At 72.4% G+C, this 21,964-nt stretch carries 15 protein-coding genes; 5 read left to right on the plus strand and 10 right to left on the minus strand.

What is annotated here, in order from left to right; all coding sequences use genetic code 11:
- Window positions 1-220: 220 nt before the first annotated feature.
- On the minus strand, window positions 221-1,261 hold the full coding sequence (locus ACFV0O_RS13840) for an NAD-dependent epimerase/dehydratase family protein (protein ID WP_380340757.1): 1,041 nt from the start codon (window positions 1,259-1,261) through the stop codon (window positions 221-223).
- A 291-nt stretch (window positions 1,262-1,552) separates the two neighbouring features.
- Here ACFV0O_RS13840 and ACFV0O_RS13845 point away from each other — a divergent pair, with 291 nt between their 5' ends.
- Window positions 1,553-2,887 (plus strand): DUF1254 domain-containing protein, encoded by a 1,335-nt coding sequence (locus tag ACFV0O_RS13845; protein WP_380340760.1) that lies wholly within the window; start codon window positions 1,553-1,555, stop codon window positions 2,885-2,887.
- Window positions 2,888-3,045: 158 nt separating this feature from the next.
- Here ACFV0O_RS13845 and ACFV0O_RS13850 read toward each other — a convergent pair whose 3' ends face one another.
- Window positions 3,046-4,941: a hypothetical protein gene (locus tag ACFV0O_RS13850; RefSeq protein ID WP_380340763.1), complete on the minus strand. Its 1,896-nt coding sequence runs from the start codon at window positions 4,939-4,941 to the stop codon at window positions 3,046-3,048.
- 150 nt (window positions 4,942-5,091) lie between these two features.
- Between ACFV0O_RS13850 and radA the strand changes: the two genes are divergently transcribed.
- Both radA and disA read left to right on the plus strand, forming a co-directional pair.
- On the plus strand, window positions 5,092-6,603 hold the full coding sequence (gene radA, locus ACFV0O_RS13855; protein ID WP_380340766.1) for a DNA repair protein RadA: 1,512 nt from the start codon (window positions 5,092-5,094) through the stop codon (window positions 6,601-6,603).
- A 201-nt stretch (window positions 6,604-6,804) separates the two neighbouring features.
- Window positions 6,805-7,863, plus strand: a complete 1,059-nt coding sequence (gene disA / locus ACFV0O_RS13860; protein WP_360253112.1) for a DNA integrity scanning diadenylate cyclase DisA — start codon at window positions 6,805-6,807, stop codon at window positions 7,861-7,863.
- Between the two features lie 201 nt (window positions 7,864-8,064).
- On the opposite strand, the gene ACFV0O_RS13865 is transcribed toward disA, so the two are convergent.
- Window positions 8,065-8,934 (minus strand): hypothetical protein, encoded by an 870-nt coding sequence (locus tag ACFV0O_RS13865; protein ID WP_360252795.1) that lies wholly within the window; start codon window positions 8,932-8,934, stop codon window positions 8,065-8,067.
- A gap of 265 nt (window positions 8,935-9,199) precedes the next feature.
- Between ACFV0O_RS13865 and ACFV0O_RS13870 the strand changes: the two genes are divergently transcribed.
- On the plus strand, window positions 9,200-10,075 hold the full coding sequence (locus tag ACFV0O_RS13870; RefSeq protein WP_380340911.1) for an A/G-specific adenine glycosylase: 876 nt from the start codon (window positions 9,200-9,202) through the stop codon (window positions 10,073-10,075).
- A gap of 191 nt (window positions 10,076-10,266) precedes the next feature.
- On the opposite strand, the gene ACFV0O_RS13875 is transcribed toward ACFV0O_RS13870, so the two are convergent.
- On the minus strand, window positions 10,267-11,862 hold the full coding sequence (locus ACFV0O_RS13875; RefSeq protein WP_380340769.1) for an MDR family MFS transporter: 1,596 nt from the start codon (window positions 11,860-11,862) through the stop codon (window positions 10,267-10,269).
- A 223-nt stretch (window positions 11,863-12,085) separates the two neighbouring features.
- Between ACFV0O_RS13875 and ACFV0O_RS13880 the strand changes: the two genes are divergently transcribed.
- The gene (locus ACFV0O_RS13880) at window positions 12,086-12,775 is read left to right on the plus strand and encodes a TetR/AcrR family transcriptional regulator (RefSeq protein ID WP_380340772.1); all 690 of its coding nucleotides are present in this window, start codon (window positions 12,086-12,088) and stop codon (window positions 12,773-12,775) included.
- A gap of 7 nt (window positions 12,776-12,782) precedes the next feature.
- Here the strand turns inward: ACFV0O_RS13880 and ACFV0O_RS13885 are convergent, their stop codons facing one another.
- The 6 genes from ACFV0O_RS13885 to ACFV0O_RS13910 form a co-directional block, all read right to left on the minus strand.
- Complete coding sequence (locus ACFV0O_RS13885) at window positions 12,783-13,796, minus strand: M23 family metallopeptidase (RefSeq protein ID WP_380340775.1); 1,014 nt, start codon at window positions 13,794-13,796, stop codon at window positions 12,783-12,785.
- A 689-nt stretch (window positions 13,797-14,485) separates the two neighbouring features.
- Complete coding sequence (locus ACFV0O_RS13890; protein ID WP_380340778.1) at window positions 14,486-16,831, minus strand: immune inhibitor A domain-containing protein; 2,346 nt, start codon at window positions 16,829-16,831, stop codon at window positions 14,486-14,488.
- Window positions 16,832-17,173: 342 nt separating this feature from the next.
- Window positions 17,174-19,693 (minus strand): ATP-dependent Clp protease ATP-binding subunit, encoded by a 2,520-nt coding sequence (locus tag ACFV0O_RS13895; RefSeq protein WP_360252810.1) that lies wholly within the window; start codon window positions 19,691-19,693, stop codon window positions 17,174-17,176.
- A 650-nt stretch (window positions 19,694-20,343) separates the two neighbouring features.
- Entirely contained in the window at window positions 20,344-20,694 is a 351-nt protein-coding gene (locus ACFV0O_RS13900) for an Lsr2 family protein (RefSeq protein ID WP_360252813.1), read from the minus strand.
- 92 nt (window positions 20,695-20,786) lie between these two features.
- Window positions 20,787-21,323: an amino-acid N-acetyltransferase gene (locus ACFV0O_RS13905; protein WP_360252816.1), complete on the minus strand. Its 537-nt coding sequence runs from the start codon at window positions 21,321-21,323 to the stop codon at window positions 20,787-20,789.
- 9 nt (window positions 21,324-21,332) lie between these two features.
- Window positions 21,333-21,803: a BlaI/MecI/CopY family transcriptional regulator gene (locus ACFV0O_RS13910; protein ID WP_380340783.1), complete on the minus strand. Its 471-nt coding sequence runs from the start codon at window positions 21,801-21,803 to the stop codon at window positions 21,333-21,335.
- Window positions 21,804-21,964: the final 161 nt, after the last annotated feature.

The following is a 21,964-nucleotide window of genomic DNA, read 5'->3' on the forward strand; positions in this document are numbered from 1 at the left end:
GCGCCGGGCTGGCGGCCGGCCCCCCGCGCCGGGCGGCGCCCCCCTGCGCGCTCGCACACGTGCGGCGCCCCCCGCCCCGCGAGCCCCCCCACTCCGCCGTCATGCTCGCCCCGGTAGCCGGTTCACGGCGAGCCGTTTCACCCGAGCCGGCACACACACCCGGCGCTCGCTCACCCGGGCCGGCACACCCGGCGCCCGCTCACCCGAGCCCCGTACCGGCTCACCCGAAGGCGGCCAACAGCCGCCGTTCCTTGGCGGGTTCGATGCCCTGCCGCACCGCCGCGCCCACCCGCCCCTTGCGCCCGTCGGCGTCGGTGTCCTCGGCCGGCCGGCGCGTCCGCAGCCACTGCCAGGTGTCCCGCGCGGTCTCGGCGAACGGCCGGCAACGCAGCCCGGCCGCCTGCGCCCGGCCGGTGTCGGCGAGCCAGGCACCCGCCAGCTCCGGCAGATCCGGTGCCCAGAGCGGGAGTTCGCTCCACGGCTCGACCCGGTCCGGCCCCGCGGCGAGCAGCGGTCCGTCCGGGACCCAGACCAACTCGGTGTCCGCAGCGCCCGCGACCGCCCGGCAGGTCTCCAGCCACTCGCCGAAGCGCAGCCGTCCGGGCGGCGCCGTGGTGAGGAAGCGCCCGCTGGTCCGGGCCGTCAGCAGGTCCAGCCCGAAGGCGGCGAAGTCGCGGACGTCGATCACCTGCATGGTCCGCTGCGGATCGCCCGGGGCGAGCACCCGCCCGCCGCGCGCCATCCGCTCCAGCCACCAGGGCAGCCGGCCGCCGATCTCGTGCGGCCCGATGAGCAGTCCGCTGTTGAGGACCAGCGACCGCTCGGCGCCGAACCCCGCCAGCACCGCGCGCTCGCAGCCGGCCTTGAGGGCGGGGCTGAACGGCTGGTCGGGCGGGGTGTCGGCGGGGCATTCGTGCCGCGGGGAGTCCTCGCCGATCACTCGGGCGGGCCAGTCGGCGAAGGCGTGCACGGAGGAGACGAGGGTGTAGTGCCCGGCCCGCTCGCGCAGCAGCCGCGCGGTGCGGGCGGCTTGGGCGGGCTGTTGGGCGGAGGTGTCGACGACGGCGTCCCAGGCGCGGCCGTCCAGCAGCCCGGCGAGGTCCTCGGCACTGTCGCGGTCGCCGCGGACGGCCTCGACGCCGGGCAGGTCGGCGGCGCTGCGGCCGCGGTTGAAGGTGGTCACGTGGTGGCCCCGGGCGAGGGCCTCGGCGGCGTAGGCCCGTCCGAGGAAGGACGAGCCTCCGAGCAGGAGGATCTTCATACCGGCCACCCTCTCCTGGCCGCTCCGCCCGTACGCCCGGATTCGCGCTCAGCAGATCCCGCGCGGCCCCCGGTCCGGCGTTACGGCCCCGGCGTACCGGCCCCGACGTGCCGGCCTCTCCGGGCGGACTTAGCATCCGATCCATGCAGGTCTGTAGAGGTCTGTGCGGATGTGTACCGATCGTGGAGCGGCGGCGCACCGGCCCCCGCCTCCCGGCCGGCCCCTGCTTCCCGACCGACCCGCGCGTCCCGACCGACTCCTCGTCCTGACCGACCGTACGAAGGACCCCCGATGAACCAGCCCGAGCTGGAGGCACTGGCCGCCGACGCGTACGTCTACGGCTACCCGCTGGTCGCCGGTCTCACCATGGCCGAGCGCTTCACCAGGGGCGGCCTGGGCACCCTGCCGGCGGCGCCGCTCAACAGGTTCAGCCACGCCACCCGGTTGGCCGGCCCGGCCGACGACTTCGTCTCGGTCAACAACGACACGGTCTACTCGATCGCCCAGCTCGACCTCTCCGAGGGCCCGCAGGTGCTGCAGGTCCCGGACACCGCGGGTTCCTACTACGTGCTGCAGGTCATCGACGCCTGGACGGACAACGTCGCCTACCTGGGCCGCCGCGCCACCGGTACGGGCGCGCAGACCTGGCTGATCGTCCCGCCGGGCTGGCACGGCACCGCGGCGGACCCGGAGCGGGTGATCGAGCTGCCGACCACCGTCGGCACCGTGGTCGGCCGCTTCGCCTGCACCGGCCCGGACGACCTGCCCCGGGTCCGGGACCTGCAGTCCCGCCTCGGCCTGGACCCCCTGGAGCCCGGCGGCCTGATCGCGGGGCTGCCCGAGCCCGACCCGGACGTCCCCGAACGGCTGGCCTTCTTCGAGCGCCTGCGGGTGTGGATGCAGGCCTTCCCCCCGGCCACCGCGGACATCGAGTACCAGCGCCGCTTCGCCCCGCTCGGCCTGCTGGACGACGGCGCGTCGCCGTACCGCGCGGCCGTCCCCGAGTGGACGCTCGCCCTGGCCAAGGGTCTGGCGGCCGGGCGGGAACGGGTCGAGGACGCCACCCGTCCGCCCGAAGACCACCCGCTCGGCGAATGGCGCTCCGCGCTCCACCTCTTCGACTACAACACCGACCACCTCGGCCCCGGCACCCTGGACGACCCCGAGTGGCGCATCCCCGACCGCCGCGCCGCCTACCTCAGCCGGGCCGCCGCCGCCCGGGCCGGCCTCTGGGGCAACCACGCCTACGAGGCCTCGTACGCGATGACCTACGACGACGCGGACGGCCGGCCCCTCACCGGTGCCAACAGCTACACCCTGCGCTTCGACCAGCTGCCCCCGGCCGAGGCCTTCTGGTCCGTCACGATGTACTCGGTCCCGGACTACTACCTGGTGGAGAACCCGATCGACCGCTACTCGATCGGTGACCGCACCCCCGGTCTGGTCTACGGCGACGACGGCTCCCTCACGGTGACCCTCCAGCACGACCACCCCGAGGACCCGGCCGCCGCCGCCAACTGGCTCCCCACCCCGCCCGGCGAGTTCCGCCCGATCATCCGCCTCTACCAGCCGAAGCCCCGGGTCCTGGACGGGACCTACCAGGTCCCCCCGATCCACCGGACCTGACGCCCGCCCGGGTTCCCACCGGCCCCGGAGGAGGAGAGCGTCGGCCCGCCTCCTGCCTCCCGCCCCCCGTCGGCCGCCGGGAACCGGGAACCGGCCGAGGTCGGAGCGTCCCCGGGCACCCCGAGCTCCCGGGCACCGTCCCGGAGCGGGTTCGCCGCCTATCGCGCGGTCGGCGACGCCGAGGGCGCCCCCGTCCCCGTCGGACGCGGCGGGGCGCTGCTCGTCGGGGCCGCCGTGGGCGTGCCCGGGTGGGAGGGTGTGCCGGACGGCGGCGCCGAGGACGGCGCACCCGTCGGCGCACCCGTCGGCGAGGGCGAACCCGAGGGCGAACCCGAGGGCGAGGGCGCGCCGGTGGCGGTCGGCGAAGGGCCGGCCGTCGGCGGCGCGGAGTCCGTCGGGGACGGGTCGGCCGGTGCCGAGGTCGAGCCGCCGCGGTTGTGCGGGCCGCCCTCCAGGGTGACCACCGCCTGGGAGGGCGGGAGCGCGATCCGGGCGGTCCAGTGCGTGGTCGGCGCGAAGTCCTCGTCCACGGTGACGGTCACGGTGATCCGCTGGCCGGGGGCGAGGGTGCCGGAGTCGCGGCTGAGCCGGAGCCAGCCGGCGTCCGTTACCGCGCGCCAGTGGATCTCGGTGGTGCCGGAGTCGGTGAGGGTGAGGATCGTCCGGCTGCCGTACTCGGCGGCCTCGACGGTGAGCAGTCCGGCGGGGGCCGGTTCGGGCGCGCCCGGTGCGGAGACGGGTTCGACCACGGGGACGGGGGCGGCGACCAGGGTCGGGCTGCCGAGCGGGGTGGCGCCGTGTGCCGGGACGGGGACCACCGCACCTTGGAAGGTCAGTCGCGGAAAACCCGGAAGCAACGTTTCTGCACCGCCCGTCCCGCCGACACCACCCGTCCCCGCCAGCTCCAGGCCGGGCACCCCGGGTACCCCCTGGCCGGTCGGGCCCCCGGCCCCCGGTGGCCGCTGCCCGGTCTCCCGAGCGGCCTCGTCCACCCGCACCGCCGACATCGAGGCCGCCGACCCCGCCCCGCCGCCGCCCCGGTGTCCGGCCCAGAGTGCGATCACCGGCGCCGCCAGGACGGCCGCGAGCACCCCGGTGGTCACCACCCGCCGACGGACCGCCAGCCCGCGTCCCGCGTCCGGTGCCCGGTGCCGGGGGAAGCCGCCCTGGTCGAACCGCAGCCCCGGGTCGGCCGCCATGCCGGGGCGGACGCCCGCGAGGCCGACGACACCCGTGCCACCGGCTGCGCCCACGGTGCCCACGACACCCGAGGCGCCCATGGCACCGACGCCGCCCGCCGGAGCCCCCAGCAGCGGCAGCCCGGACAGCCCCGCCGTCCCTTCGGCCGCCTCGCCGGCGACCCGCTCCGCCGTTCCCCGGCAGGTCGGGCAGTCGACCACGTGCTGCACCAGCTCCCGCCGCAGTGCCGGGCCGAGCACCCAGTCCCGCCAGGACTCCGCCCCGGCCCCGCCGAGCCGGTCCAGCTCCGGGCAGCTGCCCACGCCGAGGACCAGCAGCGCCGCCCTGGTCCGGGCCACCTCGGTCTCGGCGCCGACCAGCAGCTCGCGGGTCCGTTCGAACGGCAGGCCCAGCACCGCCGCCACTTCCAGCGGGGTCAGCCGGTGCCGGACGGACAGCTCCAGCGCCTCGCGCTGCTCGGGGTCGGTGCCGGCCGCCTCGGGCCAGGCGAGCGAGGCCAGCTCGCGCCGCCGACGGGCCGCCTCGGCCTCGCTCGGCTCCGTCCCGGCCGCCCGCCCGGCCCCGGTCCCGCTCCCACCGCCGGGTCCGGTCGCAGCCGTGCCCCCGTCCGCGAGTCGCCGCAGGCAGCAGTACCGGGCCAGCGAGAACAGCCAGGCCCGCACCAGGCCGGCCTCGGCCAGCCGGGCGCCGTGCCGCTGCGCCAGGTCGCGGACCTCGCGCAGGGCGTCGGCGGCGGCGTCGTGTTCGCACAGCACCGAGAGGCAGTAGGTGAACAGGCCGTCCACCTGCCGGTCGTACGCCGCGAGCACGGCGGCGGCCTGCGGCCCGGCCGGCCCAACAGTTCGCGTTGTCACCCGTCCGACGGTAGAGACCCGGGACGGCTCTTCCCCGCCATTCGCCGCGTATGTACTTCTTTCGGGTAACAACATCGCCCATCTGTGTGGACGCGCGGCGAGCCCGGTGGCGGACCGCCGCTGTCGTACCCAGGCGCTACCGTGGGCCGCATGCCTCCGCGTTCCAAGACCACCGCCAAGCCGCGCCCGGCGTACCGCTGCACCGAGTGCGGCAACCAGCTGCCCAAGTGGGTCGGGCGCTGCCCGGAGTGCAACGCCTGGGGGACGGTCGAGGAGTACGGCGCCGTGCCGATCCGGACCACGGCGGCCGGCCCGGTCAGCGCGCCCGCCCGCCCGATCGCCCAGGTGGACGGCCAGGTCGCGACGGCCCGATCGACGGGCGTCCCGGAGCTGGACCGGGTGCTCGGCGGCGGGCTGGTCCCCGGCGCGGTGGTCCTGCTGGCCGGCGAGCCCGGCGTCGGCAAGTCCACCCTGCTGCTGGACGTCGCCGCCAAGGCGGCCACCGACCGGCACCGCACGCTCTACGTCACCGGCGAGGAGTCGGCCGGCCAGGTCCGGCTGCGCGCGGACCGCATCAACGCCCTCTCCGAGCACCTCTACCTCGCCGCCGAGTCCGACCTGGGCGCGGTGCTGGGGCACATCGAGGCGGTCAACCCCGGCCTGCTGATCCTGGACTCGGTGCAGACCATCGCCTCCGCCGAGCTGGACGGCGCCCCCGGCGGCCCGGCCCAGGTCCGCGAGGTGGCGGCCGCGCTGATCCGGGCGTCCAAGGAGCGCGGCATGGCCACGCTGCTGGTCGGCCACGTCACCAAGGACGGCCAGATCGCCGGCCCCCGCCTGCTGGAGCACCTGGTGGACGTGGTGCTCAGCTTCGAGGGCGACCGGCACGCCCGGCTGCGCCTCATCCGCGGGGTCAAGAACCGCTACGGCGCCACCGACGAGGTGGGCTGCTTCGAGCTGCACGACGAGGGGATCGTCGGCTTGGCCGACCCGTCCGGCCTCTTCCTGACCAGGCGTGACAAGCCCGTCCCCGGCACCTGCCTCACCGTCACGCTGGAGGGCAAGCGCCCGCTGGTCGCCGAGGTGCAGGCGCTGATGGTGGATTCGCAGATCCCCTCGCCGCGCCGCACCACCTCGGGCCTGGAGTCGCCCCGGATCGCGATGATCCTGGCCGTGGTCGAGCGGCACGGCGGCGTGAAGCTCGGCAAGCAGGACATCTACACCGCGACGGTGGGCGGGGTGAAGCTGAGCGAGCCGTCCGCCGACCTCGCGGTCGCGCTCGCCGTGGCCAGCTCCTCCACCGACACCCCGCTGCCCAGCAACCTGGTGGCGATCGGCGAGGTCGGCCTGGCGGGCGAGGTGCGCCGGGTGACGGGGGTGCAGCGACGGCTCGCCGAGGCGCACCGGCTGGGCTTCACCCACGCCCTGGTCCCGCCGGACCCGGGCAAGGTGCCGCCGGGCATGAAGGTGGTCGAGGTGGCCGACATCGGCGAGGCGCTGCGGGCCATCCCGGGTCGGCGCCGGGCGGCCGCCAAGCCGCGCGGCGAGGCCCGTGCTGAGGCACCGTCGGCGCCGCCGGCCCCGCGCTCCGCCCGGGTCGCGGTCGGTCCGGAGGAGCTGATGGACGGCTGGGAGCCGCTCGACTCCGACGAACTGCGCTGACCCAAGCCCTGCCGCAGCCGCACGCAGTTAGACTTTCCCCAGTCTCATTGGCCAGAAGGCAGTACCGAGCGGTACTGAGCGACAGAGCAACAGACCGCGGACCGGCGCACGGCGCGAGGCGCGCGGCACGGGGTCGACCGGAGGAGTCACGTGGCAGCCAGCGACCGGGGGGCGGACAAGGCCTCCCGTGAGGAGGCCCTGCTGCGGGCCTCCCTCACCGCCATCGCGCCCGGCACGGCGTTGCGTGACGGCCTGGAGCGGGTCCTGCGGGCCAACACCGGTGGCCTGATCGTGCTGGGCTTCGACAAGACGGTCGAGCCCATCTGCACCGGCGGCTTCGTCCTGGACGTCGAGTTCACCGCGACCCGGCTGCGCGAGCTGTGCAAGCTCGACGGCGCGGTGGTGCTCGACAAGGACATCACCAAGATCGTCCGGGCCGGCGTGCACCTGATGCCGGATTCGACCATCCCGACCGACGAGACCGGCACCCGCCACCGCACCGCCGAGCGGGTCAACCGGCAGACCGGCTTCCCGGTGGTCGCGGTCTCGCACTCGATGCGGCTGATCGCGATGTACGTCAACGGCACCCGCCGGGTGCTGGAGGACTCCACCACGGTGCTGTCCCGCGCCAACCAGGCGCTGGCCACCCTGGAGCGCTACAAGCTGCGCCTGGACGAGGTGGCCGGCACGCTCTCCGCGCTGGAGATCGAGGACCTGGTCACGGTCCGGGACGTCACGGCCGTGGCCCAGCGCCTGGAGATGGTCCGGCTGATCGCCACCGAGATCGCCGGCTACGTGCTGGAACTCGGTATCGACGGCCGCCTGCTCTCGCTGCAGCTGGACGAGCTGATCGCGGGCGTGGAGCCGGAGCGCGAACTGGTCGCCCGGGACTACTTCCCGGAGCGGGCCGCCAAGAAGGGCCGGACGGTCAACGAGGTGCTGGCCGACCTGGAGGCGCTCACCCACGCCGAGCTGCTGGACCTGCAGACCGTCGCCAAGGCGCTCGGCTACTCGGGCTCGCCGGAGTCGCTGGACTCCGCCGTCTCGCCGCGCGGCTACCGCCTGCTGGCGAAGATCCCGCGGCTGCCCAACACGGTGATAGAGCGCCTGGTCGAGCACTTCGGTGGCCTGCAGAAGCTGCTCGCCGCGAGCATCGACGACCTGCAGACGGTCGAGGGCGTCGGCGAGACCCGGGCCCGCTCGGTCCGCGAGGGCCTGTCCCGCCTTGCCGAATCGTCCATCCTGGAGCGCTACGTCTGACCCGCCGCGCGGAACGGCTCACGGCTCACGGCCCCCGGGGAACGCTTCCTCGGGGGCCGTCCCGTGTTCCCGCCCTGCCGCGCCACCCGTGCGCCGAAGCGGAGCCGGAGCGTGGAGCCGGGGCGGAGCCGGAGCGCGGGGCCCGGAACGCCGGAGCCCCCGGCCGTACGGCCGGGGGCTCCGAGCGGAGTCGACCGGGCCTCAGTTGTCCAGTCGGATCGAGGCCCGCGCGGAGACCTTGTCCCCGGAGAGCCCGGTGAGCTCGGCGAGCACCACGTACGTGCCGTTCGCCGGCGGAGCCAGGTCGCTGGTCGCGCACTGCGGCTTGCTGCGGCTGCGGTCCCAGGTGAAGGTCTCGGTCTGGCTGCCGCTCGCCGCCAGCTGCACCCAGATGCTGCCCCGGTCGGTCGGGCAGTCGCCGGAGGACCAGACCCGGTCGCCGTTGCTGGCGCTGACGGTGATCGCGGAGGCGGCCCGGCCCAGGTCCACCCGGCAGTTGGCGCCGGAGGAGTTCTTGACCGTCAGGGCGAGCCGCGGCTTGTCCTTGGGCTGGTACGAGTTCTGGGTACCGGCCAGTTCCAGGGCGACCTGCGAGGAGGCGCAGACCGGAAGCGCCATGATCTCGGGGGTGTTGAACGCCGGGGCGCCGCCGCCGGTGCCGCCCGTGCCGCCGGAACCGCCCGCCGCACCGCCACCGGTGCCGCCGCCGCTCGAACCGCCCGCGGGGGCCGGGTTGGCGCCGCCGGTGCCGCCACCGCTGATGTTGACCTCGGTGCCGCCACCGCCGGCCACCGGGCCGCCGCCGGGGTTGCTTCCCGAGCCGCCACCGGGGCGCGCCGCGGGGCCGCTCGGCGAGGCGCCGGGCGTGATGGCCTGGGCCGGGGTCTGACTCTGGGTCGGAACGGCCTGGGCAGCCTTGTTCGACGAGCCGCCGTCACCGCCCCCGCCCTGATCGTTCATCAGCCAGGCGATCAGGGCGACGACCGCCGCGACGGCGGCGAGCACGACGACGCGCCGACGCCAGTAGATCGAGGCCGGCAGCGGTCCCACGGGTTGACGCAGAGAGGGCACGACCAAACTCTACGAGACTGTGTGTGGCGTTTGACTCACCAACACCGCACAGTCGCCCCTTCCTTCACATGATCCGCCATTTGATCCGTTCGAGGGAGCCCCGGAGGGCTGATTTCCGGGAAAACCTCCGGGGCATCCGGACCTGTCTCCTCCACTTCGGTCGGCTCGGCGGGCGTGGGAGGATCGAAGGGCCATGACTGCTGACCTCACCACCGCCGCCACAGCCACCGCCACCGCCACCGCCGTCGACGGCGTCCGACTGCCGATGCCCCTGCCGCTGTTCCACTCCACCGTCCTGGACTGGTACGAGGCGACCAAGCGCGACCTGCCCTGGCGGACCCCCGACGCGACGCCCTGGGCGGTCATGGTGAGCGAGTTCATGCTCCAGCAGACCCCCGTCAAGCGCGTGCTGCCCGCCTGGGAGGCCTGGCTGACCCGCTGGCCGACCCCGGCCGCCCTCGCCGCCGACGCGCCCGGCGAGGCGGTCCGGATGTGGGGCCGGCTGGGCTACCCGCGCCGCGCGCTGCGGTTGCACGCGGCCGCCGTGGCGATCACCGAGGAGCACGGCGGCGAGGTCCCGGACGACCACGCCACGCTGCTCTCGCTGCCCGGGGTGGGGGAGTACACCGCCGCCGCGGTCGCCTCCTTCGCCTTCCGCCAGCGGCACGTGGTGCTGGACACCAACATCCGCCGGGTCTTCGCCCGTGCGGTGACCGGCGTCGAGTACCCGGCCCAGGCCACCACCGCGGCCGAGCGCCGCACCGCCACCGGGCTGCTGCCCGACGACGCCGAGACCGCCGCCACCTGGGCGGTCGGCGTGATGGAGCTGGGCGCGCTGGTCTGCACCGCGCGCGGCCCGGAGTGCGGGGAGTGCCCGCTGTTCGCCGGCTGCGCCTGGCAGCGGGCCGGCCGCCCGCCGTACGAGGGCCCGGCGCGACGCGGCCAGTCCTACGAGGGGACGGACCGCCAGGTGCGCGGCAAGCTGCTCGCGGTGCTGCGGGAGGCGCACGGCGAGGTCGAGCAGGCCCGGCTGGACGCGGTCTGGCCGGACGCGGTGCAGCGGGCCCGGGCGCTGGACGGCCTGGTCGCGGACGGCCTGGTCGAGCCGGTCGAGCAGGGCGTCTACCGACTGCCGCAGTAGCCACCGACGGACCACACCGGACCGCGGGGCACCGCACCGGTCGGCACCGGACCGCGCCGACCGCGGGGCACCGCACCGGTCGGTACCGGACCGCACCGGACCGCGGGGCACCGCGACGGCCCCGGACGAACGACGGCGCCCCCGGAAGGACGAACCTTCCGGGGGCGCCGCCGTCGTGCCGAGCGGGACCGTCAGACGGCCGCGGCCTCCAGCGAGGCCTCGGCCGGCTTCTCGCCCTTGCCCGTCCCGCGCAGCGGCACCTCGCGCAGGAACAGCGCGGCGGCGATCGCGATCACGGCCACGCCGGCGCCCCACAGGAAGACGGTGTGCATGCCGTTGGACACCGCGTGGTGGTAGGCGTCCTGGATGTTCTCGGGCAGCTTGCGCAGCGCGGCCGGGCTCATCTGGCCCGGGTCCTTCACGCCGCCGCCCGCGCCGGCCTGGTCGCCGAGCTTCTCCTTCATGGTGTCGGTCACCCGGTTGTTGAACAGCGCGCCGAACAGCGCGACACCGAAGGAACCGCCGATGGTGCGGAACAGGGTGGCGGTGGAGCTGGCCACGCCCATGTCCTTGAGCTCGACGCTGTTCTGTGCGACGAGCATGGTGATCTGCATCAGGAAGCCCATGCCGGCGCCGAGCACGATCATCCAGCAGGCCGAGGTGAAGCTGCTGGTCCCGGTGCCCATGGTGGAGAGCAGGACCATGCCGCCGGTCATCACGACGGTGCCGATGATCGGGTAGATCCGGTACTTGCCGGTCTTGGTGACCGCCTGGCCGACCACGAGCGAGATCACCAGCATGCCGAACATCATCGGCATCAGCAGCAGGCCGGAGTTGGTCGCCGAGGCGCCCTGGACGATCTGCTGGTAGAGCGGCAGGAAGACGGTCGAGCCGAACATCACGAAGCCGACGACGAAGCCGATGATCGAGACCAGGGTGAAGTTCAGGTTCTTGAACAGGGTGAGCGGGAGCATCGGCTCCTCGACCCGCTGCTCCACGTAGCAGAAGGCGATCAGCGAGGCGGCGGCGAGCGCGGCCAGGCCGAGGATCTCCTTGGAGCCCCAGGCGTACTGCTGGCCGCCCCAGGTGGTGATCAGCACGAGCGAGGTGATGCCGACCGTGAGCAGGATCGCGCCCAGGTAGTCGATCTTGGCGGTGCTGCGGACCTTCGGCAGCTTCAGGGTGACGATGACGACGGCCAGCGCGACCACGCCGAGCGGCAGGTTGATGTAGAAGGTCCAGTGCCAGCTCAGGTGGTCGGTGATGAAGCCGCCGACCAGCGGGCCGCCGATGGTGGCGAGCGCCATCACCGCGGCGAACATGCCCTGGTACTTGCCGCGGTCGCGCGGCGGGACCAGCGCGCCCATGATCGACATGACGCCGACCATCAGACCGCCGGCGCCCAGGCCCTGTACGGCGCGGAAGCCGATCAGCTCGTTCATGTTCTGCGACAGGCCGGACAGCGCCGAGCCCACCAGGAAGATCACGATCGAGGTGAGGAAGGTGCCCTTGCGGCCGTACATGTCGCCGAGCTTGCCCCAGATCGGGGTCGAGGCGGCGGTCGCCAGGGTGTAGGCGGTGACCACCCAGGACAGGTGCTCGGCGCCGCCGAGGTCGCCGACGATGGTCGGCATCGCGGTGCCGACGATCAGGTTGTCGAGCATGGCCAGCAGCATGGTGACGACCAGGCCGACCATCACGAGGCGGATCTCGCGGGGTGACCGCGGCTGCTCCTCCTCGGCCGTCTTGTCCTCCGGTACCGGGCCGGCGGTCTTGGACTGTGACATGAGGTGGGGTCTCCCGGAGGGGTGGGTCGGACGGAGCGTCGGGCCGGTCGGCGGCTCACTTACTTGTCGCCCGGCTAGTTTATCGATCGTCGGCACGGTAAGTTGTTCACTAGCCGGTCGTCAAGCCAGTTTTCGAACCAGCCACCCGGGCAGGGAGAATGTTGTCCGGGGCGGACGCCACCGGGAGTCCGCAGCAGTCACCGACGCAGTCATGAGGCAGGCCATGGGCACTCCGCACAGCCCCCGCAGCGACACCCGGGCTCGCATCATCGAGGTGTCGCTGGAGCTCTTCTCCGAGCAGGGCTACGAGCAGACCTCACTGCGGGAGATCGCCGACCGCCTCGGTGTGACCAAGGCCGCGCTCTACTACCACTTCAAGACCAAGGACGACATCGTCCTCGGCATCGTCGAGCGGATGGCCGCGCCGATCGACGAGACCGTCGCGTGGGGCCGCACGCAGGCCTGGAGCCCGGCGATGCGCGACGAGCTGATCCGCCGCTTCGCGGACGGGATGGCCGAGCGGGCCCCGCTGCTGCGCTTCTTCCACGAGAACCAGCCCGCGCTGCGCGAGTCCCCGGCGGGCCTCGCCTTCCGGGACCGCATGATCACCATGATGCAGCTGGTGCACGGGCCGGACGCGGACTTCGCGGACCGGCTCCGGGCCGCGATGGCGCTGTTCACCGTCCACTCGGCGCTGTTCCTGCTGAAGCAGGACAACGCGGACTGCGGCCACGCCGAGAACGTCTGGGGCGAGCCGCTGGACACGGCGACCACCTTGCACGAGGCGATCGGGACGGCCCGGGACATCGCGCTGGAGATCGGCGGCAGGATCAGCCACCCGGCGGTGCCGGCCCCCGATTCGCCGAACGCCGCGGACGCGCCGAGCGCCGCCCCGGCCGCCGCGCGTCCGTGAGGACCGGTCAGAAGTTCGTGACGCCGTGCCCCGCGAGGTACGCGATCGGGTTGACCACCGCGCCGTAGCGGTTGCTGGTGCGGATCTCGAAGTGCAGGTGCGGCCCGGTCGAGTTGCCGGTGCTCCCGGACAGCCCGATCCGCTGGCCGGCCGCGACCTGCTGGCCGGCCGAGACCGCGAGCGAGGACATGTGCGCGTACTGCGCGAAGTGCCCGTCCGCGAGCCGCAGGACGACCTCCTTGCCGTACGCGCCGTCCCAAGCGGCCGACACCACCGTCGCGTTGCCGACCGCCAGCAGCGGTGTGCCCGGGGAGACCGCGAAGTCCACCCCGGTGTGGTAGCCGGCCGCGTAGCTGCGGTTGGCCACCCCGTACGGGTTGCTGGTGGGCGCGTCCGGCACCGGCGCCGACCACTCGGGTGCGGGCGCCGGGGCCGGGGCGGGTGCGGGCTCGGGTGCGGGCGCCGGTGCGGCGGCGGGAGCGGGCTCGGCCGGGGCGGGCGGCTCCAGCGGCAGCAGGTTGTCCGCCACCGCCACCAACTGCTGGGCCGTGCCGCCGTCTTCGGGCAGCTTGTACGGGCTGGGCCCGGACACCTGGACCAGCCCGGCGTTGGGCACCTCCGCCCGCGGCGCGGTGAAGGCCGAGCTGCCCGGCGTGGTGGGCAGTACGGTCTGGGCCGAGGCGCTGCCGGGGGCGGCCACCAGCAGCACGCCGGCGAGCAGTGCCGCGGCGGCCCCGACCGAGGCCAGCGCGTGGTCGTGCTCCGCCCGCTGGCGGCTGCCCGGCAGGGTGGTGCGCCGGGGCGTGGCGAGCGTGCGCAGCGGTGCGACGTGGGTGCGGACGGCGTCGTCGAGCCGGGGCTGCCAGGCCGCGGTCAGGGCCGCCGTGCGGGCGGCGAGCCGCTGCAGGGCCGGCCCCACGGGCGGTACGTCGGCGGCGAGCGTGCGCAGGGGCTCGACACGGGTGCGGACGGCGTGGCCGAGCCGGCGCAGGGCCGGCCCCACGGGCGGTACGTCGGACATCGGTGGCCGTGCCTCACTGGTCGTTCGGGGGCAGCACGAAAGGCCCGTTCGGGGCGTGCTGAGCGGGGGACCACTCAGGTGTAACCGGCACCGGACGGACTCCCAAACGGTGTGACGTACGACGCCGGGTAGTCGATGTGACGCCGACCGTCCGGTCCGGCCAAGTGCCGATCATGGGATCCGATCGCCCACGCCCGCTCCCGGGCGCCCAGCCCTCCCGTTCGCCCCCGCTACTACCGCCGGTCGTACCGGGTCGGGGGCCTGTGACCAGCACCACGCGTGGGCGGGGTTCGGCGGGCTCGGTCCGCATCGGTCCGCACCGCCGAGCGGCCCGGTCGACTGCGGGGCCATCGACGCACGGACGACGCCAGGAGCGAGGACCCCGGCACCAGTGACCGCCCGAGTGGGGCGGACCGCCGCTTCACCGCCCTGCGCGGCTGCGAGCACCGCCGTCGCCCTCGGCCCGATCGCCGCCGGTGTCGAGGCGGCGGCCGCCGCCCGACGAGGCACACCCCCGTCCGACGAGGCACACCCCCGCCCGACGAGGCACCGCGCCTGACGCGGCGTCGGCCTTCGGCGGTGCGTCCGGCCCTGCACAAGCGTCCGGCCCGCCCCCGCGCGGTGCGGGGACGGGCCGGACGTGGAGTTGTCAGAGCTGCCTGGTCACAGGCTGATCGCTACGGGCTCGATCAGTTGTCGACCGGGCGGACCCGGATCCAGGTCTCCAGGTAGTTCGAGGACTCGTTCTCGACCTCGATGCTGGTGCCGGTCTTCGGCACGTCGACACCGGAGTACGGGTTGTCCTTGGACCACCACGACTTCAGGTCGCTGAACTCGTCGACGCCCTTCGCCTTCGGGACGACGGTCTCGACGCCGGCCTTGTGCAGGGTCAGCGCGGGGACGCGGCGCGAGCCGAAGGTGGAGTCGAAGCCCTGCACGCGCGGACGCATCAGGGTGCCGTCGCTCCACTTGATCGGGGTCGGGTGCGAGTCGACCGGCAGGACCAGGCCGTGGCCCGGGTGGGCGCTGACGTTGTTGTCGGTCTGGGAGGTGTCCCAGTACCAGATCAGCAGACCGGGCTGGTACGCGTAGTGCTCGACCCAGCCCGGCTTGTCGGCGAAGCCGAAGTTGTACGGGCCGGTCTTCAGCGTCGCGTCGAACGACACGTACTGCTTGTTCTCCGCGATGTAGTACTGCGCGTAGTCCTTGGTGTACGAGCCGGCGAAGCGGGCGAAGCCGGTGGCGGCCCAGCCGTTGTCACCGTTCTCCACGTCGTCGCTGAACAGGGTGGCGCCGTCGGCGACCACCGCGATGTTGTCCAGCGCCAGGCCGCGGTAGTGCAGGCCGCCGTCGGTGGTGTTGTGGTACCGGAACTGGATCTTCTGGCCGGCGTACGCGTCCAGGTTGAACGACAGGTCGCCCCAGGTGGCGGCCAGGCCGTTCACGGCCGGACGGTTGTTCTCGCGCGGGAGCGCGGTGCCGTTCCAGGTGCCGTCCACGACGGTCCAGGTCTTGCCACCGTCGGTGGAGACCTCGCCGAAGGCGTAGTCGAAGTCCGGCTCCAGCTCGTACCAGGCCTTGGCGTTGATGCTGGCCTTGGTCTTGCCGGTCAGGTCGATGTCACGGGTGAGCGTGACGTTCAGGTTGTCGGCGCTGCCGCTCCACCACTCGTTGCCGCCCGCGAAGGGCTTGTTGATCTCGGTGGTGATGCTCTTCTTCGGCAGGTCGACGAGGAGCGCCTGCGGCAGGTCGGTGTTGTACTCCACCGGGCCGATGTGGTGCGTCGACTCGGTGCCGGCCTTGGCATGGTCGACCTTCAGCCAGCCGAGCTGGTACTTGCTCCAGGCGTCGAGGTCGTTCGGCATGTCGCCGATGCTGTTCTTGCCCTCACCGAGCCAGGAACCGGAGGACATCAGCGACCAGAAGCCGACCGAGTTGTCGATGCCCTTGCCGGCGGTGTCGTAGAGGTCCGGCAGACCGAGGTCGTGGCCGTACTCGTGGGCGAAGACGCCGAGGCCGCCGTTCTCCGGCTGCATCGTGTAGTCGCCGATCCAGAGACCGGAGTTGCCGACCTGGACGCCGCCGAGCTTGTTGCCCTCGGGGCCGGCCGAGCCGGTCAGGTTGCCGTAGACGTACGAGCGGTGCGCCCACAGGGCCTTGCTGCCCTGCTTGCCGCCACCGGCCGACTTGTCCTCGCCGGCGTGCACGATCTGGAAGTGGTCGATGTACCCGTCGGGCTGGTTGAAGTTCCCGTCGTGGTGCGAACCGTAACGGTCCCACTGGTCGTACTGGGCCAGCGTCGCCTTGACCTGGGCGTCGGTCTGACCCTTGGCCAGCTGGTCCTTGTACCAGATGTCCACGGCGTCGCGGATCAGGTCCTGCGCGCTGGCGCAGACGTTGGAGCCGCAGTAGTCCGAGCCGTACCGGGCCTCGTTCCACGGCACCCGGACCCAGTCCGAGACCACGCCGTCGACCGAGTAGCGGCCCGAGGACTGCTTCTCGTAGAAGGTCTTCAGCGAGGGCTTGTCCTTGGAGAAGTACAGGTCCTGGTAGTGCTGCTGGTTGTAGTCGGCCTGCCACGCGGTCGAGTTGTTGGTGGCCGGGTCCGGCTGCGCGATCTCGTTGTGCTTCGGGCCGGCCTCGCCGCCGTACTTGACCTTGCCGTCAGGCGTCTTGGTGGTGTTGTCCACCTGGTCGCCGAAGTCGACCAGGATGGTGAAGATCTTGTCCGTGCGCTCGCGGGCGAGCTCCACGTACTTGTCCTTGCCGAGCTTCACACTGGTGCTGCCGTTGTGCTGCTCGACCTGGGCGGTGCCGTTGAGCAGCTTCTCGGTGGCGGCCTTCTGCTCGGCCTCCACCTTCGCGGTCAGCGGGCCCGGGATGTTGTGCTCGGTGTTCTGGACGGCCTCGGCCGGGTCCTTCGGCACGGGGGCCGAGCCGGCCGCGACGGCGGTGGACGGGAACAGGCCCGCGCCGAGCGTGACTATGACCGCTGCGGCGGTGGCAGCCGCAGCGGTTCTCCTGGTGTTCTTCAACGTTGTGACGTCCTCCCCGACCGGGGCCAGCTCTTGGCCAAAGCCCGGCAAACCAAAATGAAAGACAGGTGGACGTCATTTGATACAAGCGTGCACAAAAAAGATAGACCTTGACCATGACATGGCCACGGCGCTATGCTCCGCGACTTCCCATCAGCTGACCATCTGTCAACCGTATGTTGATTAAACCTGCCTGAGAAATCGGCCGCACCCGTACCAACCAGGGCGGAGGCCGTCCGTCCCGTCCCGCCGCGGCACCGGGCGCGGAGGGGCGGAACGCACCGAGCCCCCGGCGCGGACGCCGGGGGCTCGGTTGCTGTGAAGTTGTCTGTTAAAAGTTGGCTACTTCGTCAGGTCCGGGCCGGACGAGGCGACCGCGGCCGGGGTGTCCGCGACGGCCGACTTCTCCTCGCCGCGGAACGTGAACTTGGCGCTCTTGCCCTCGCCGTCGACGTCGACGACGACGATGTGGCCGGCCCGCAGCTCACCGAAGAGGATCTTCTCGGAGAGGTGGTCCTCGATCTCGCGCTGGATGGTGCGGCGCAGCGGACGGGCACCCAGGATCGGGTCGTAGCCGCGCTTGGCCAGCAGCTTCTTGGCCTCGACGCTGAGCTCCAGGCCCATGTCCTTGTCCTTGAGCCGCTCGTCCACCTTGGCGATCATGAGGTCGACGATCTGGATGATGTCTTCCTCGGACAGCTGGTGGAACACCACGATGTCGTCGACTCGGTTCAGGAACTCGGGGCGGAAGTGCTGCTTGAGCTCCTCGCCGACCTTCGCCTTCATCCGCTCGTACCCGGTCTGGGTGTCACCCGTGGCCGCGAAGCCCAGGTTGAAGCCCTTGGAGATGTCCCGGGTGCCGAGGTTGGTCGTCATGATGATGACGGTGTTCTTGAAGTCGACCACGCGGCCCTGGGAGTCGGTCAGGCGACCGTCCTCCAGGATCTGCAGCAGCGAGTTGAAGATGTCCGGGTGGGCCTTCTCGACCTCGTCGAAGAGGACGACCGAGAACGGCTTGCGGCGGACCTTCTCGGTCAGCTGGCCGCCCTCCTCGTAGCCCACGTAGCCGGGCGGGGAGCCGAACAGCCGGGAGACGGTGTGCTTCTCGGAGAACTCGGACATGTCGAGCGCGATCAGCGCGTCCTCGTCGCCGAAGAGGAACTCCGCCAGCGTCTTGGACAGCTCGGTCTTACCGACACCGGACGGGCCGGCGAAGATGAACGAACCGCCGGGGCGCTTCGGGTCCTTGAGGCCCGCACGGGTGCGCCGGATGGCCTGGGAGAGCGCCTTGATGGCGTCCTTCTGGCCGATGACGCGCTTGTGCAGCTCGTCCTCCATGCGCAGGAGGCGCGAGGTCTCCTCCTCGGTCAGCTTGAAGACCGGGATGCCGGTGGCGGTGGCCAGGACCTCGGCGATGAGCTCCTCGTTGACCTCCGCGACGACGTCCATGTCGCCGGCCTTCCACTCCTTCTCGCGCTTGGCCTTGGCCTGCAGGAGCTGCTTCTCGTCGTCGCGCAGCGACGCGGCCTTCTCGAAGTCCTGCGCGTCGATCGCGCTCTCCTTCTCGCGGCGCACGTCGGCGATCTTCTCGTCGAACTCGCGCAGGTCCGGCGGCGCGGTCATCCGGCGGATGCGCATGCGCGAGCCCGCCTCGTCGATCAGGTCGATCGCCTTGTCCGGCAGGAAGCGGTCCGAGATGTACCGGTCGGCCAGGGTGGCGGCGGCGACCAGGGCGGCGTCCGTGATGGAGACCCGGTGGTGGGCCTCGTAGCGGTCGCGCAGACCCTTGAGGATCTCGATGGTGTGCGGCAGCGAGGGCTCCGCGACCTGGATCGGCTGGAAGCGGCGCTCCAGCGCGGCGTCCTTCTCCAGGTGCTTGCGGTACTCGTCCAGGGTGGTGGCACCGATGGTCTGCAGCTCGCCGCGGGCCAGCATCGGCTTGAGGATGCTGGCGGCGTCGATGGCGCCCTCGGCGGCGCCCGCGCCGACCAGGGTGTGCAGCTCGTCGATGAACAGGATGATGTCGCCGCGGGTGCGGATCTCCTTGAGGACCTTCTTCAGGCGCTCCTCGAAGTCACCGCGGTAGCGCGAGCCGGCCACCAGGGCGCCCAGGTCCAGCGTGTAGAGCTGCTTGTCCTTGAGCGTCTCCGGGACCTCGCCCTTGACGATCGCCTGCGCCAGGCCCTCGACCACGGCGGTCTTGCCGACGCCGGGCTCACCGATCAGCACCGGGTTGTTCTTGGTGCGGCGGGACAGCACCTGCATGACCCGCTCGATCTCCTTCTCGCGCCCGATGACCGGGTCGAGCTTGGCCTCGCGGGCGGCCTGGGTGAGGTTGCGGCCGAACTGGTCCAGGACCAGCGAGGTCGACGGGGTGCCCTCGGCGGGCCCGCCGGCCGTGGCCGACTCCTTGCCGCCGCTGGTCTGGTAACCGGAGAGCAGCTGGATGACCTGCTGGCGCACCCGGTTGAGGTCGGCACCCAGCTTGACCAGGACCTGGGCGGCGACGCCCTCGCCCTCGCGGATCAGGCCGAGCAGGATGTGCTCGGTGCCGATGTAGTTGTGGCCGAGCTGAAGGGCCTCGCGGAGCGACAGCTCCAGGACCTTCTTCGCCCGGGGGGTGAAGGGAATGTGACCGGACGGGGCCTGCTGGCCCTGGCCGATGATCTCCTCGACCTGCTGGCGAACGGCCTCAAGAGAAATCCCGAGGCTCTCCAGGGCCTTGGCGGCGACGCCCTCGCCCTCGTGGATCAGACCCAGGAGGATGTGCTCGGTGCCGATGTAGTTGTGGTTGAGCATCCGGGCTTCTTCCTGAGCCAGGACGACAACCCGCCGCGCGCGGTCGGTGAACCTCTCGAACATCGTTTATCGCTCCTCAGAGCGGTCGGGCAGTTCGGGGTCCGTCCCCGCCCTGTCCTTCCGCATGCTAGTCCCGCTCAGCGGCGCGGCCCACGGATTCACTCCCCGGTAGAGGAGCGAGATGCTGCACGACCAGCCGACACCAATCCCAACCTGATGCTGGGAATCGGTGTTCCCACTGGTGGGCCGGATGCACCGGAATCCGCTACGCCATCGGCGAACAAGCGCCGCCGGGGCGCGGTCGGACCCTCTCCGGCCGGTCGCGCATACTGCCCCTGGACGGGTGCAGAACCCGTCCACCTGCATTCATACCCGGTATCGGGGCGCTTCTCGCGCAGTTTCCGCGGTGGCGGTGTTCGCCTGGCGAGAAGTCGGGCCGCGGTGACGGTGGTTCAACGGCGGCCGGGGTGGTCGGTACGCCGTCCCGGGGTGTCCGCGTTACCGCTTCGCCCCTACAGCGTTGCACAGCTCGTGATTGTTCCGCCGCCCGAGCACCCGTCCCGGACGTCCCCCGGTGCCGCCGGTGCCGCGGCCGTGCCGGCACGCGCCGCGGGGCGCGGAGGAGAGTCCTCCGCGCCCCGCGCGTGTGTCGTCGGTGCCGTGCGCGACAGCCGGGGCCCCGCACCCGCTCCGGCGTGCCGGCGGCGCCGGGATCAGGACGCGTTGGCCTTGTCGTAGGCCTCGCGGACCGTGCTCGGCACGCGGCCGCGGTCGTTGACCTCCATGCCCTGCTCCTTGGCCCACGCGCGGACCTTCGCGGTGTCCGGAGCGCTGCCGGAGGGGCGCTGGGCCGAGGTGCGGCCCGGCCGGCGGGCGCCGGCGAGCCGGCCGCTCTGCTTGCGGCCCTTCTCCACGTACGGCGCCAGCAGCCCGCGGAGCTTGTCCGCGTTGGCGCTCTTCAGGTCGATCTCGTAGGCAACGCCGTCGAGCGCGAACGTCACCGTCTCGTCCGCCGAACCACCGTCGAGATCGTCTTCAAGAATGACCTGCACCCTCTGTGCCACGGGCTTCCCTTTCCGCTAAACGACCCATTGCCTAAGGAAAGGAAAGCGCCTTTCTCCGGAAAACACAAACCCTTGACCCGCGCGGAGCCCGCTCAGAGGTGCAGCAGCATGCGCGAGTTGCCCAGTGTGTTGGGCTTCACCCGCTCCAGGTCAAGGAACTCGGCGACGCCTTCATCGTACGAGCGGAGAAGTTCTTCATAGACGTCCGTAGCGATCGCCGCCGGGTCTGTCGTACCATCATCGGTTTCCTGGAGCTCCCCGATCTCGACGAAACCGTGTTTCGCGAAGAAGGGGACCTCGAACGTCAGGCAGAAAATCCGACGGACGCCGAGCCAGCGCGCGGTCTGCACCAGCTTCTCCAGCAGCAGGTGGCCGATCCCGAAGCCCTGGCAGACCGGGTCCACCGCGAGCGTCCTGACCTCGGCGAGGTCCTCCCACATCACGTGCAGGGCGCCGCAGGCCACCACCGCGCCGGTGTCGTCCCGTTCCGCGACCCAGAACTCCTGGACGGATTCGAACAGTGTGACAGTGGGCTTGTCCAGCAGAATGCCGTCGCGCGAGTAGGCGTCGATGAGCCTGCGTACTGCCCGCACGTCCGTGGTCCGTGCGCGGCGGATGGTGACCTCCATGGCGGGACGTTATCGCGTCGAGCCCGTCGCGGTCCCACCGGTATCCGGTCCGTCGGTATCCGGTTCGCCGGTATCCGGGCCGTCCGCGGCGGCGGAATCCGCTCCCGCCGGATCGGGCGGGAACAGGGCGGCGACCCGCAACGCGTCCCGGAGTGCCTCGCGCTGCTCGGGCGACATCAGCCCGAAGAAGTGCACCAGGGCCGCCGCCGGATTGTCACTGGTGGCCCAGGCGTCGTTCATCAGGGCCGCCGTGTACGCCTCGCGCGAGGAGACCGGTTCATATCGATAGGCCCGGCCGGCCCGCTCGCGGCGCAGCCAGCCCTTTCTGTGGAGCTTGTCCAGGACGGTCATCACCGTGGTGTACGCGATTTCGCGTTCCGCCTGCAGATCCAGGAGAACCTCGCGAACCGTCACCGGCCGGTTCCACTGCCACACCCGGGTCATGATGGCGTTCTCAAGTTCGCCGAGTTGCCGGACCATAGTGCGGCCAGGATAGGGAGTGAATGGGGCAAATCTTGTGAAGTGCGCCAAACCGGCGCGGGGGGGCCCCCCCCCCCGCGCCCGGCGTGCGGGTCCCGCGGGCGCCGCGGGGGGGGGGCGGCCGGGTAGCGCGCCGCCCCGCGGGCGGCCGCGCGCGCGCG

The organism is Kitasatospora sp. NPDC059577 (genome assembly GCF_042735475.1).
GTDB lineage: Bacteria > Actinomycetota > Actinomycetes > Streptomycetales > Streptomycetaceae > Kitasatospora.